The organism is Sphingobacteriales bacterium (genome assembly GCA_016719635.1).
Lineage (GTDB): Bacteria > Bacteroidota > Bacteroidia > Chitinophagales > JADIYW01 > JADJSS01.
In genome coordinates this window covers 152,962-167,084 of the sequence record JADJYT010000004.1, presented here as the reverse complement: position 1 = coordinate 167,084, position 14,123 = coordinate 152,962, and the positions used below count along the sequence as shown (strand labels likewise).

At 41.7% G+C, this 14,123-nt stretch carries 12 protein-coding genes; 7 read left to right on the top strand and 5 right to left on the bottom strand.

The window, feature by feature from the left end; genetic code table 11:
* Positions 1 to 12 precede the first annotated feature (12 nt).
* From IPM95_09700 to IPM95_09690, 3 genes are read left to right on the top strand one after another with little or no spacing between them, the layout of a single operon-like run.
* Positions 13 to 1,737: a thiamine pyrophosphate-binding protein gene (locus IPM95_09700; protein MBK9329562.1), complete on the top strand. Its 1,725-nt coding sequence runs from the start codon at positions 13 to 15 to the stop codon at positions 1,735 to 1,737.
* Positions 1,738 to 1,754: 17 nt separating this feature from the next.
* Entirely contained in the window at positions 1,755 to 2,306 is a 552-nt protein-coding gene (locus IPM95_09695; protein ID MBK9329561.1) for a hydrolase, read from the top strand.
* A 23-nt stretch (positions 2,307 to 2,329) separates the two neighbouring features.
* Complete coding sequence (locus IPM95_09690; protein MBK9329560.1) at positions 2,330 to 4,102, top strand: long-chain fatty acid--CoA ligase; 1,773 nt, start codon at positions 2,330 to 2,332, stop codon at positions 4,100 to 4,102.
* 52 nt (positions 4,103 to 4,154) lie between these two features.
* Here the strand turns inward: IPM95_09690 and IPM95_09685 are convergent, their stop codons facing one another.
* From IPM95_09685 to IPM95_09665, 5 genes are all read right to left on the bottom strand, one after another.
* Positions 4,155 to 5,921 (bottom strand): VWA domain-containing protein, encoded by a 1,767-nt coding sequence (locus IPM95_09685; GenBank protein MBK9329559.1) that lies wholly within the window; start codon positions 5,919 to 5,921, stop codon positions 4,155 to 4,157.
* 9 nt (positions 5,922 to 5,930) lie between these two features.
* Entirely contained in the window at positions 5,931 to 6,710 is a 780-nt protein-coding gene (locus IPM95_09680) for a CbbQ/NirQ/NorQ/GpvN family protein (protein MBK9329558.1), read from the bottom strand.
* An 82-nt stretch (positions 6,711 to 6,792) separates the two neighbouring features.
* Positions 6,793 to 8,130, bottom strand: coding sequence for a cbb3-type cytochrome c oxidase subunit I (locus IPM95_09675; protein ID MBK9329557.1), 1,338 nt, complete (start codon positions 8,128 to 8,130; stop codon positions 6,793 to 6,795).
* Positions 8,131 to 8,227: 97 nt separating this feature from the next.
* Positions 8,228 to 8,668, bottom strand: coding sequence for a cytochrome c (locus IPM95_09670; protein MBK9329556.1), 441 nt, complete (start codon positions 8,666 to 8,668; stop codon positions 8,228 to 8,230).
* A gap of 151 nt (positions 8,669 to 8,819) precedes the next feature.
* Positions 8,820 to 9,389 carry a fasciclin domain-containing protein gene (locus IPM95_09665; GenBank protein ID MBK9329555.1) on the bottom strand — a complete coding sequence of 190 codons (570 nt, stop codon included), beginning with the start codon at positions 9,387 to 9,389 and terminating at the stop codon, positions 8,820 to 8,822.
* Positions 9,390 to 9,722: 333 nt separating this feature from the next.
* Between IPM95_09665 and IPM95_09660 the strand changes: the two genes are divergently transcribed.
* From IPM95_09660 to IPM95_09645, 4 genes are all read left to right on the top strand, one after another.
* Entirely contained in the window at positions 9,723 to 11,231 is a 1,509-nt protein-coding gene (locus tag IPM95_09660) for an SAM-dependent DNA methyltransferase (protein MBK9329554.1), read from the top strand.
* A 61-nt stretch (positions 11,232 to 11,292) separates the two neighbouring features.
* Positions 11,293 to 12,348, top strand: coding sequence for an ImmA/IrrE family metallo-endopeptidase (locus IPM95_09655; protein ID MBK9329553.1), 1,056 nt, complete (start codon positions 11,293 to 11,295; stop codon positions 12,346 to 12,348).
* Entirely contained in the window at positions 12,345 to 12,860 is a 516-nt protein-coding gene (locus IPM95_09650; protein ID MBK9329552.1) for a hypothetical protein, read from the top strand. The genes IPM95_09655 and IPM95_09650 overlap by 4 nt, the downstream gene beginning before the upstream one ends.
* Complete coding sequence (locus tag IPM95_09645; protein MBK9329551.1) at positions 12,857 to 14,122, top strand: restriction endonuclease subunit S; 1,266 nt, start codon at positions 12,857 to 12,859, stop codon at positions 14,120 to 14,122. Before IPM95_09650 ends, IPM95_09645 begins: the two co-directional genes overlap by 4 nt.
* Position 14,123: the final 1 nt, after the last annotated feature.

The following is a 14,123-nucleotide window of genomic DNA, read 5'->3' as shown; positions in this document are numbered from 1 at the left end:
AAATACCATATCATGAACGGCGGAGAAATTATTGCGAAGGTTTTACAAAATCACGGTGTAAAATTTTTGTTCACCCTTTGCGGCGGACACATATCCCCTATTTTCGTCAGCGCCGAAAGGCTGGGCATTCGGGTGATAGATACCCGCCACGAAGCCAATGCCGTATTCGCGGCAGATGCCGTATCCCGTTTAACGGGCATTCCTGGTGTAGCTGCCGTAACGGCCGGCCCGGGATTAACGAATACCATTACAGCCGTTAAAAATGCGCTCCTTGCCCAATCACCGCTCATACTGTTAGGCGGCGGAGCAGCCACCATATTAAAAGGCAGAGGCTCTCTTCAGGACATTGACCAGATGAGCCTGATGAAACCCAATGTAAAGTGGGCGGTGAGCATCTCCAAAGTGAAAGATATTATTCCCACTTTGGAAAAAGCATTCGACGTGGCGCAATCCGGTATTCCGGGTCCTGTCTTTGTGGAATGCCCGATTGACACCCTTTACAATGAAGAACTGGTGAGGGAATGGTATGGCGCAAAGAGCCAAGATGTACCACCTAAAAATCTGCAGGAACGCGTAATTCAATGGTATATCAACCGGCATGCAAGAAAATTATTTGAGGGAAAAGATGCTGTACAATTCAACAGACCGGAGCCTGTTTCCTATCCGAAACACAGTTATTACGATCTTGACAGAGTTACATCGAAAATAAAGAAAGCCAAAATGCCGGTGATGCTGGTGGGCAGCGGGGCCATGATGAATCCCAGAAAAGCAAATGAGCTGGCGAACGCCGTTACCACATTAGGCATCCCGGTTTACCTCAGCGGTATGGGAAGGGGTTTATTGGGTAAGGAAAATAATCTGCAGCTCCGGCACAAACGCAAAGAAGCCATCAAAGAAGCAGATCTGATTATACTGGCAGGTGTCCCAAATGATTTCCGCCTGGATTACGGCAATCACATCGGGCACCGTCCTTTTATTTCCATTAACCGAAGTCGGGAAGATCTGAACAAGAACAAACGCCCGACGATTGGTGTTTTGGGAGATCCGCAGGATTTTCTGATAGAACTGGCTAAAAAATTTAAGGGTAATTATCCCGAATGGATACAAAAATTGCGCGACAGAGATAATGAACGGGAAAAAAGCATTGATGAGCAGGCTGCTGCACCTATGAACGGGATGAACCCGATTCAGTTATTCCGTGAACTCGATCCGTTATTGGATGATAATACCATCTTAGTGGCGGATGGCGGCGATTTTGTCGCAACATCCGCTTATACCCTGAAACCCCGGTCGCCGTTATCCTGGTTAGATCCCGGTGTATTTGGCACATTGGGTGTTGGCGCAGGATTTGCATTAGGTGCCAAATTAGTCTTCCCCAAAAAAGACGTCTGGATCATATACGGCGACGGCAGCGCAGGGTACAGCCTGATGGAATATGATACGTTTGTACGCCATAAACTGCCCGTTATTTCATTGATTGGAAACGACGCCTGCTGGGCGCAGATAGCCCGCGACCAGGTGGATTTTCTAAAAAGTGACTGCGCCGTCCGGCTGGAACATTCCGATTATGAGATGATTGGTAAGGCCTTCGGTGCGGAAGGTGTACGGGTAGACAACATGAAAACATTCTTATGGGCAGCCGGTGATGCTAAAGAAAAAAGCAGAAATGGTGTGCCCTATATCATTAATGCCATTATCGGAAAATCTGATTTCAGAAAAGGTTCTATCTCCATGTAATAAAATGATAGCATGATATGACTTCACTTGGATTATTAAAAAGAGAAAATACGGCGTTACTGGTCGTTGACGTGCAGGAAAGACTGATGCCGGTGATTGACAACAGCGAACAGGTGATTGCGAATGTCAATCGGCTGATAAAAGGTATGGAAGTGCTGAAGGTTCCTGTCATCATCACAGAACAATATCCAAAAGGATTGGGTAATACCAGCAAAGAAGTGGAATTACCCGCCAATGCACACATCATCGAAAAAATGTGTTTCAGCTGCATGCTGTCTGCTCCTGTAACCATGCAAGTACAGCATCTGAATGCCAACTCCTTATTGCTTTGCGGAGTGGAGTCGCATATCTGCGTATTTAAAACCGCTTTAGACGCCCTCAAACTGGGCTTTGAGGTGCATGTGATAGCGGATGCCGTCTCTTCCAGGACAGCCGATAATAAAGGAATTGCACTGGAACGGCTCAGGCAGGCAGGTGCATTTATCGTCTCCACCGAGATGGTAATGTTCCAGCTGCTGGATGAAGCGGGAACCGATGAATTCAAGGCTATCAGCAAGCTGATCAAGTAATTTAATAATCAAAAATCAACCAAATGGAAGCTAAACGTCTTTTTGATTTGCTGACAAATCAGGTAGAAAGTAATCCTGCTAATTTATTCCTTTCGGCCAAGACAGACGGCAACTGGAAACATTATTCATTTTCAGAAGTACAACTCCTGGCAGACAGGGTTAGCCAGTTACTGCTGAACCTCGGACTGAATAAAGAGGATAAGATTGCCATTATTTCCGTAAACAGGCCTGAGTGGAACTTTACTGATTTCGGCGCACAGCAAATCGGGGTAACCGTAGTACCGATGTATCCGACCATCTCCGAAAATGATTATGAATATATATTTAATGACGCAGAAATTAAATATGCCTTTATCGGCGACCAATCCATTTTTCAGAAAGTAAAACCTTTACTGATAAAATGTCCTTCATTGAAAGGCATTTATTCCTTTGATAAAAACAAGGATACCGATTTTTTCTGGGATGTCTTACCGGAAGAGCCGCATAAGGAAGTGATAGATTTCAAAAAAGAAGACATCCATGAAGAGGAACTGGCAACCATCATCTATACTTCCGGAACTACAGGAAACCCGAAGGGTGTAATGCTCACGCACAAAAACATCGTTTCAAATGTAAGGAGCGTTAAGGAAGTGACACCATTCGGCTACGGCGAAAAGGCACTTAGCTTTTTACCGTTGTGCCATAGTTTTGAACGGATGGTATGCTATGCCTATCTTTCTTTCGGCATTCATATCCACTATGCCGAAAGTCTGGAAACCATCGCAGATAACCTGCAGGAAGTAAAACCCTATTGTTTTACCACCGTGCCACGTTTGCTGGAAAAGGTGTATGAAAAGATCATGGCGAAAGGCGCTGCCTTAACGGGTTTAAAACGAAAATTATTCGACTGGGCAATGGATCTGGGCGCTCAGTATGAAATAGGAAAAGACAAAGGCTGGTGGTATAATCGGCAACTCGCTATCGCCCGAAAGCTGGTATTCAGCAAATGGCAGGAGGCCCTTGGCGGAAATGTACATTTCATTATTACGGGTGCCGCCGCCATGCAGCCACGTCTGATTACCCTATTTACCGCAGCCGGCATCAATGTGCTGGAGGGATATGGGCTGACAGAAACATCTCCTGTTTTGTGTTGCAATCAGGTGGAAGAATCCAAACGTTGTGTCGGTACCGTAGGTATTCCCATTCCCGGTGTTGAAATACGTATGGCAGAGGATGGTGAAATCATTGCGAAAGGCCCGAACATCATGAAGGGTTATTACAAGCGTCCTGATCTGACGGCTGAAGTCATTGATTCCGATGGCTGGTTTCATACCGGCGATATCGGGACGTGGGTAGAACAAAACGGCAATCAGTTTTTAAAAATAACCGACCGCAAGAAAGAATTGTTTAAAACCGCCGGCGGAAAATATGTAGCTCCGCAGGTGATAGAAAACAAATTAAAAGAGAGCACTTTTATAGAGCAGATTATGGTAGTGGGCGGTGACGATAAGAAATTCGTCTCCGCGTTGATTGTTCCGTCCTTTCCGCAACTGGCGGTCTGGGCGATAAAAAACGGAATTACCGCATCCAGCAATGAAGAATTCGTAAGAGACTCAAAAATACATGAGCTGATTCACAAAGAAATCAAAAAATTCAATGCATTCTTCGGACATTGGGAGCAGATAAAAAAATTCACCCTGCTGCCGGTAGACTGGACGGTAGAAACAGGTGAATTAACACCAACGATGAAGCCGAAACGTAAGTTCATTTCGGAAAAATACAGCACTGCGATCGAAGCCATGTATGCGGGTGAATAGAAAGCAATAAAATTATAGTCCCTTTTGCCCGACAGCCTGTATCATTTCTGATTTAAGTCTGATACTTAATCTTTTCATACAATCTGACCAGTGATGTCACCAGATCCGTTGGAGACGACACTATCTGATAATGATTCTGCCCGAACATTTGCGGAAGGTAATATTTGGCGGAGGCTTCGATAGCCAGTGCATATGAATTTATGTTGTTCTGTTTTAATTCATGCAATGCCTGCCGCACATCCCGGATGCCATATTTGCCTTCGTATTTGTCGTAATCATTGGGCTTTCCATCCGATATAAGGATAATCCATTTATTCCTGGAAGGCCGGTTGTTGAGCAATGCCCCGGAATGACGCAAGGCTGTGCCGATCCGGGTAAATCCGCTTGGAGTGATGTCTCCAATTCTGTATTTTGCCTTATTCCAATCATCCTCAAATCCTTTAACCGTAAGATATGTGGAATAATTGCGGGTCTTGGAATAGAAGCAATCAATGGCAAAATCGATGTTAAACTCCTGAATGATTTCACCGAATAAGATAGCCACCTGTTTTTCTACATCAATGATTCTGTTTCCGTTCACATATCCGTCACTGGACAGACTGATATCCAGCAGCAATAACAAAGATATATCTTTCTCTTTTTTTCTGTTGGAAATATAGATATTCTCAGAAGGTGTGTGCCCTGTATGAACATCCACAAACAAATCGGTGACACTGTCTGTGTCAAATTCATTGCCCTGCGTTTGCCTTTTTTGCTGCTGCATTTTATTGTTGATGTTGGTCAGCATTTTTCGCAAACCCGTTAAAACGCTTGTATTTTGTGTTATGGTATTATTATAGTAAGTGACATTGGTCTCCCGTAGTCTTTTGGGATACAACTTGCAAAACTCCTTTTTATATGCCCGTTTGCTGAAGTCCCATTCGTCATAAGAAATAAAGAAAGCGTTTGTACTTACTTCGCCACTCTCTGATACCGTGGTGTTCTCCACAAAATCGGACTGATAAACGCTATGTGAAGTATCATCCGTTCTGACCGTATATTTCATATTGAGTTCATCCAGTGCATCCTGATGTTCTTCCAGTTCATCCTCGCCGTCAAAGTCCCTCCACACACCGCTGAATTCCTCGGCTGTTTCCACCTTTTCAAAATTGTGTGTCAGCACATAATCTTCCTGTTGTTTCTGATCAATTTCGATGCTGACGACTTCTTCCACCGGCTTCGCCTTCAGTATGGTTTGGGTATTATTTTCCGCTGCGGACTTAATTTTATCGGTAAAGTTTTTCAATTGCTTATCCCCTGTGTCTTCCTGTTCATTCTTCATCCACTTTCCATATAACCACGAATAATCCGGCACAGAGTTTCCCGGCGTTTCCGCAGTTAGCCTTTCTTTAAATTTATCATACATGGACCTCGTAACCGGATATTCCTGAAACAAGACCGACAATACCTGATCGGCATGTTCCGCTGCCTTGAGAACAGATTCTTCGGGCGAAAAAACATCGCAATGACTCCAGTTGAATCCTAATTTCCTTTGAATGGTAAGATACAATACCCGGAAAAAATAGTAAGAAATATTCTGTTCCAGAGACTCCAACTTTGAAAAGGAAACCGGCAGAAAAAAATTATTGTTCTTATAGCCTCCCTCTCTTTCCGCAGCATAGATTTCTATATGCGCTCCGGTGGTGGCACAGGCCAGTATGGTCAGCCTGGGTTTCAGCTCTTCCAGCACAGCGGTTCTATTCTGAATTTCAGCGGATATTTTCTTTTTATTTTGAAAATACTTTACAAATTTCCCGTATAGATATTCATCGAGTTCCATGGACGAATATTAAATCATCAGATTGCTCAGGTCAGCCAATGCTTCCAGTATATCATTGTCATCCGTAAGTGGTTCCACAACTGCCACCCTCACTGCCAGCCGTTTCGGAAGGCCGCTGTGAATCAGTTTCGCGGCATCAATCAGCAGTCGGGTGGATACCGTCTCTGTCAATCCCAGTTCTTTCAGGTTCCTGATTTTATTGCCAATGCTGACCAGTTGATTCGCTGTCGTTTCATCGAGAGATGTTTCATTCACGATTATTTCCGTTTCAATTTTGGCAACAGGATAAATAAAAGAAAGAGCGGCAAAACGTTGTCGTGTCGAAGGTTTCAGCTCCTTAAATCCTCGCTGGTATCCCGGATTAAAGGAGGCTACGAGCATAAAGTCTTCGTGCGCTTTAACCGTCTGGCCCAATTTATCAATAAACAGTTCCCGTCTGTGGTCGGTCAGCGAATGTATCGCCACGATAACATCCGGGCGGGCTTCCGCGATTTCATCCAGATAGATGACGGCGCCTTCTTTCACGGCCGTTGTCAGGGGACCGTCCAGCCAGATGGTCTCAGCTCCTTTTATGATGAACCGTCCGATTAAATCGGTGGAAGACGTCTCTTCATGACAACTGATGGTAATGAGATTCTTCGACAAATGGAAAGCCATAAACTCAATAAACCTGGACTTGCCCGTACCGGTAGGTCCTTTCAGCAAAACGGGTATTTTATTTTTATAGCATTGCTCAAAGACCTCCACCTCTTTTGCAATCGGGTGATAATAGGGTGCTGTAATGTTCATTATTTTATGTTTTAAATAAATATCAGGTATCTTATTCCAAAAAAACAAAATACCTGATAAGAAAATTTCCGTTACGGATACATCAGTTCGTTACCTCCAACGCTTCATCCGTCGGTCTGCCGTATTTGATGAACTCATAGATGAATAAACCGATGCCGGTTGTAAATAGGGTGGCACAAACTGCCAGCACGACAAAATGTACCTGTATCTCTTTCTGGACATCTCCGAAATCCAATCCCATTTTCCGTTCCAGATAAACCTGCGCCACGCCTGCCACACCAAATGCGACGGTCATGCCAAGCATGCCGATGTTGGAAAGCCAGAATGCCAGTACACCGGTATTGCTGTCAAATAATTTTCTGCCGGTCATATTGGGCATGGTATAGCTGATGATGGCCAGAACAATCATTCCGTATGCACCCCAGAATGCAAGGTGTCCGTGCATAGCCGTTACCAGCGTTCCGTGCGTATACATATTTACCCCCGGCAGCGTATGTGCCAGTCCCAGTAATCCCGCACCCACAAAAGATACGATAGCAGTGCCCAGTGTCCAGCTCAGTGCGATTTTATTCGGATGTTTTTTCTCTCCTTTCCGGTACATGGCGATGGCAAACAAGGCCATAGCCAGAAAAGCCAGTGGTTCCATCGCGGAAAAAATCCCGCCGATAATCAACCAGTATTTCGGTGTTCCGATATAATAGTAATGGTGACCAGTGCCTAATACCCCGGAAATAAATGTCAACCCAACAATCACATACAGCCATTTTTCAATTACCTCTCTGTCCACGCCTGTAATTTTAATCAACAGGAACGCAAGAATACCTCCCATGATTAATTCCCAAACACCTTCCACCCAAAGATGCACCACCCACCAGCGGAAAAAAGAATCCATCGTTTGGTTATCAAACCAAATCATGCCCGGCAGATACAGCAATGCTGCAAAGACCAACCCCATCGTGAGAACCAATGAAGTCGTTGTTCTTTTCTTTCCTTTAAACAGGGTCATCAGTATCAACCCTAAAAAGGTAAGCACATTGATTACCACCAGGTAGTCTAACGGTCTTGGAATTTCCAGAAATTTTCTGCCTTCCCAGTAATTAAAATGATACCCTACAACTGCAATCACACCTACTACCGCAAGGGATATCAGTTGTACAAAACCCAGTTTCACGTTGACCAGTTCATGCTCCGCTTCTTCCGGAATGATATAATAGGCTGCGCCCATAAAGCCGGATAGTAACCATACCACCAGCAAGTTGGTATGTACCGCTCTGGCGGTATTGAAAGCAATGACGGGATGCAGGTTATCGTATCCCATATGGGCAAACGCCATGATAAACCCGTAGATAATCTGTAACGACAGCAGCAGCATTGATAGTGCAAAGAACCAATACGCCAGTTTTTGTGATTTATATTTCATATGATCTTATTTATTGTTTATAAATGGTGTACACGGTTTATCCATTATGCATTCATCATGGTAAGTTGAACTGCCCTGATATTCCATGTTATTATTTTTATTTCGGATTGGTTGTTGATTTATAATCCGGTTTCGGCGGAAACCCGTTCAGGTCCGTATTGCCAATCCAGGTGAGGAATGCAACCAGGTCATTGGCGTCCGCTTCGGAGAAACCATACGCCACCATCTTTCTGCCTCGTGGTGACCACGGTGTTTTCGACATGAGTGCTGCCTTTATGTAGCCTTCTCCTCTACGTTCTACGACCTTTGTCAGTTCCGGTGCATAATAGGCACCTTCACCCATTATCGTATGGCATCCCATACAGTTGTTGTTTTCCCACAACTGCTTACCTTTTATCACCTGAGCTGTTAGATTCTCGGGGTGCGTTTTCTTCGGAACCTCGACACTTAACGAATGCCAGGATAATCCGATAAAGACTAGAAATGTTACGATGGTTCCTCCCAGGAAAAACAACCGTGCTTGACTTTTTGATAACATAATTAATTAGATTTAAGTTAAAATTCTTGATACTTTAATGCAGCAGAAAACCTGTCACATATACTCATGGAGTATGCTGATATATCTTTTAAAATAAAAGCGGGAAGAAAAACTCCCGCTTCAATCTTTATTAAACCAAATAGATAAAAAATTATTGAGCAGGGGGCAGCAAGACCTCGTTAATCACATGTATCATACCGTTAGCGGTTGGGATAGATGCCACAATCTCTGCAGTTCCGTTTACAAAGGTCTTACCATCTTTTTTAGATATGGTAACTTTTTGTCCGCTTACCTGCTCGAAGGATTGACCGTCCTGCAAGTATTCCGCCTTTAAAGATCCGACGTATGTATGATACTCTAATATACCTTTCAAATCATCTTTTTTATCAGGCTCTAACAACCCTTCGACAGTACCTTTAGGCAATTTGTCAAAAGCTGCATTCGTAGGTGCAAAAACCGTAAACGGACCTGCATTGCTGAGTGCATCTACTAACCCTGCCGCTTTCACGGCAGTAACCAAAGTGGAATGATCCTTGCTTCCAACAGCTACCTGTACAATATTAGGATTCGATACATCATCCTGTACACCGGATTGGCCGACAGCCTCTGTGGCAGCACCCTCAGAGGAAGCGTCTGCCTGCTCTGACGTTCCGGAGGATTTACATCCTGTCAATAGCGCCGATATAAAGACGGCCACTGCTATAACTACATTTCTTTTCATAAAAATAGATTTTCGGTTAAAACTTAATAGTACAATATTAGCATGACGGACATAAGTTTCTTATGCGCAGAATCATAAAACCGGTAAATAAAGTATGATTTATGTCATATTTATGGAATGTTGAATGGAAGTTTTATTTGTGTAAATAAGACAAATAGTATCTCATCACATACGGAAGAAACTTCAAGCCTTTGGCATCCGATCAGGTATTCTTTATTAATATATTACTTAAGCTATAAGGATCTTCGAAGTAACCAATCTGGCTGTTACATTTATTATGCGTAGAAATATGCCCCCGATTCCTTATATTTGGAAAACTCAACTATAAAACGGATGACTCAAGACCTCGAAAAAACACTCTGGGCTACGGCTGATAAGATGCGAAACAACATGGATGCTGCTGAATATAAGCATGTTGTACTGGGCTTGATCTTCCTGAAATACATCTCCGACAGCTTCGTAGAACTCTACAATAAACTCAAAGAAGATAAGCTATCCAATGCAGAGGATAAGGATGAATACCTGGCTGAAAACGTGTTCTACGTGCCACCTTCCGCCAGATGGAACTACCTGCAACACCAAAGGGCCAAGCTGCCTAGCATTGGCAAAGATCTGGATGATGCTATGGATGCCATCGAAAGGGATAACCCTTCCCTTAAAGGGGTTTTGCCCAAAGATTACGCCAGGCCTGCCTTGGATAAGAAACGCCTGGGGGAACTGTTAGATCTTATCGGAAACGTTGGTTTCAAAGAAAAAGGACATAGCAGCAAAGACCTTTTAGGCAGAGTGTATGAATACTTCTTAGGTATGTTTGCAGATGCAGAAGGTAAACGTGGTGGACAGTTCTATACACCTGAAAGCATCGTTAAGCTTCTGGTGGAAATGCTGGAACCTTACAATGGTCGTATATATGATGGATGCTGTGGCAGTGGTGGTATGTTTGTACAAAGTGAGAAGTTCTTAGAGGCTCATGGAGGCAAGATAGGTGACATTGCCGTATACGGACAGGAAAGCAACCCGACCACCTACAAGCTGGCTAAAATGAACTTAGCCATCCGAGGTATTGATGCCAAAATAGAGTTTGGAGACACCTTCCATAACGACAGGCATAAAGACCTGAAAGCTGATTATATCCTGGCGAATCCTCCGTTCAACATCTCAGACTGGGGTGGTGAGCAACTGCAAGACAGCCACCTCTGGAAATACGGAGTTCCTCCTATTGGAAATGCCAACTATGCCTGGTTGCAGCTATTCACCAACAAATTGGGCCCCAATGGAACAGCAGGTATTGTTTTAGCTAATGGTTCCATGACTACCAATGCTGGCTCTGAGAATCTAATCAGAGAGCAGATGATAAAGGAAGGACTGGTAGACTGCATGGTGGCATTACCTACCCAGTTATTTTATAATACACAAATACCTGCCTGCTTATGGTTCTTAGCCCGTAACAGGACTAACTATAAATACAGAAACCGAAGCAATGAAATCTTATTCATAGATGCACGTAAGTTAGGACACATGACCAGTCGTAAGAATAAAGCATTTTCTGAAGATGATATAAAAAAAATAGCAGAAGCCTACCACAACTGGAGAAACAAAGATGGTAAGTATGAAGACTTACAGGGCTTTTGCAAGTCAGCTTCATTAGCTGAAGTGGAAGCAAACAACTTTGTATTGACACCTGGCAGATATGTAGGAACTGAAGATGTGGAAGACGATGGTGTAGCTTATGAAGAAAAAGTAGCTATCATTAGCGAGAATTTAAAAAGTTATTTTGCAAAATCAATTGATTTACAGAAGGATATAAGAAAAAATCTACTTAAGATTGGTATTGAAATTTAACATAAGATTGGTTTACAATTCCATATTATTTTGTAATTTTGTAAACCCTTATACAAATTCTATGAAAGAAATAATCGCAAAAAGAATCAAGTCTGCACGAATCAAAGCTGGACTATCGTTACGAGAACTATCTGAAAAGATGCAGTTTCTTGTTAGTCATAATGCCATTACCAAGTATGAAAATGGTGTAATGAGTCCTGATAGTAAAGTACTACTTGCATTGTCTAAGGCTTTAAATGTTAAGCCAGACTACTTTTTCAGACCATTTACCGTTAACGTTGAAAGTATTGAGTTCCGCAAAAAAAACAAGCTACCTCAGAAAGAGATTAATATTATTAAGGAAGAAGTAACTGATAGTATCGCTAAATACATCGAGTTAGAACGATTCCTTGAATTATCATCAGAATTCTCAAATCCTATAAAAGACTTTTCCATAAAGGGATTAGATGATATTGAAATTGCTGTAAACCACCTTCTTGATGTATGGAAGATAGGGTTCAATGCATTACCAAATGTAATTGAACTTTTAGAAGATAAAGAAATAAAAGTAATTGAGTTAAATGAGAATGAAGATTTTGATGGACTCTCTGGATGGGCTAATAACAGTATTCCAGTCATAGTTATTAATAGGAATTTTCCTATTGAGAGAAAACGTTTCACCGCTTTACATGAGTTAGGGCATCTGTTACTTAATCTTGATGATGATACTGAAACTAAAGATGTTGAAAGATTTTGCAATCACTTTGCAGGCGCAATGTTAATGCCTAAAGATACTTTCTTGAAGGAACTTGGTAACAATCGGAAAAGCATTAGCTTGTCAGAGCTTATAGCAATTAAAGAAACTTATGGAATATCTATACAGGCAATAATGGCAAGAGCATTTGCCTTAGGTGTGATTAACAATCAAAGATACATTAGATTTAGAAAGTGGGTAAATAGTAATACTGATAATAAGAAAGAAAAAGGCATGGGTGAATATATTGGAAAAGAACATTCTTCTCGTTTTAAACAGCTATTATATCGTGCCACTTCAGAAGAAATAATAACCATGAGCAAGGCAGCAAACTTAGCCAATCAAAAGTTAGCCACCTTCAGAGACGAGTTTATTGAGATATGATAATTGTAGTAAATGATGCAAACGTACTAATAGACTTAGTGAAACTCCATTTGTTGGGTGAGTTTTTCTCATTAGAACTAATCTTTCATACTACAGATTTGGTCTTAGGCGAATTAAATGATGATCAACTTGAACAATTACAAGAATATATCAATGGAGGAATATTGAATATAACTACCTTTTCATCTGAAGAATTAATCCATATAGGACAACTTCAAGTGGAAAAACCTCAGTTGTCTGAACAAGATTGTTCTGCTATATTATGTGCCCAAATGGTTGAAGGAAGCTTAATAACGTCTGATAATACTCTCAGAAAGTTCGCTACATCCAAGAATATAACTGTGCGAGGCCACTTATGGATCTTTGACCAATTAGTAGCTCATGGAATTATATCTCCACAAGAAGCAATTGAAAAGTTAACTGCTTTAAGAACAACTATAAATCCTCGCTTAGGTTTACCAAATGCAGAGTGTGAAAACAGAATTTCTCAATGGGAATTATTACAACAATGACCAACTGGAAAGAATATAAGCTAAAAGACTCATGCTCCAAAATAGGTTCAGGGGCTACTCCAAGAGGCGGTGGTGATACATACCATGAGAGTGGTGAATATGCTCTTATCAGGAGTCAGAACGTACTTGACTTTCAGTTTTCCTTAAACGGCTTAGCTTTCATAAATGAAGAACAAGCACAAAAACTAAATAATGTTGCTATCGAAAAGAACGACATTCTATTGAACATAACTGGTGATAGTGTTGCAAGGGTTTGTCAAGTTCCAGAGAATATACTACCAGCCAGAGTCAATCAACATGTCGCTATCATTCGCCCAAAACCAGACGTATTAAATGATGCTTTCTTAAAATACTATCTCTTAAATCCTTCATTTAAAGAGTATATGTTAATGCTCGCTTCTTCAGGTGCAACAAGAAACGCTATAACCAAAGGTATGATTGAGGAATTCAGCATCATAGCACCTGACAATATTACTGAACAAACCGCCATAGCAGAAATCCTCTCCTCTCTCGATGACAAGATCGAACTCAACAACAAGATCAACCAGGAATTAGAAGCCCTGGCACAAGCCCTGTTTAAGCAATGGTTCATTGATTTCGAGTTTCCTGATGCTAACGGACAACCTTACAAATCATCAGGTGGTGAAATGGTGGAATCTGAGTTGGGTGAGATTCCGAAAGGATGGAGAGATGGATCATTAAAAGATGAATTTTTACTAAACATGGGGCAGTCACCAAAGGGTGATACTTATAATTACGAACACAATGGAATGATTTTTTTTCAAGGGCGTTCAGATTTTGGATTTCGATTCCCAAGTGTGAGAATGTTTACAACAGACCCTAAGAAAATTGCCAACAAATATGAAACATTAATTAGCGTTAGAGCTCCAGTAGGTGATATTAATATGTCTCAGGATGAATGTTGCATAGGTCGTGGATTAGGTGCTTTATCTCATAGGAAGAAATTTTTCACCTATACATATTATAAGATCCTTTCTTTACAAGACACTTTAAAGTCATATGATAACGAAGGGACCGTCTTTGGATCAATAAACAAAGAAACACTAGGGAATATAAAAATAATCATACCATCTGATAGTATTATTGCTCAGTTTGAAGATGCTATTAAATCTAACGACGAACTCATTTACACTCTTACTTTAGAAATTAATCAATTAGTATCACTTCGAGATACTCTTCTTCCAAAACTTATATCTGGTCAGCTAGAAGTATCCGAACCATTAACCGAAACAACATCCTGAC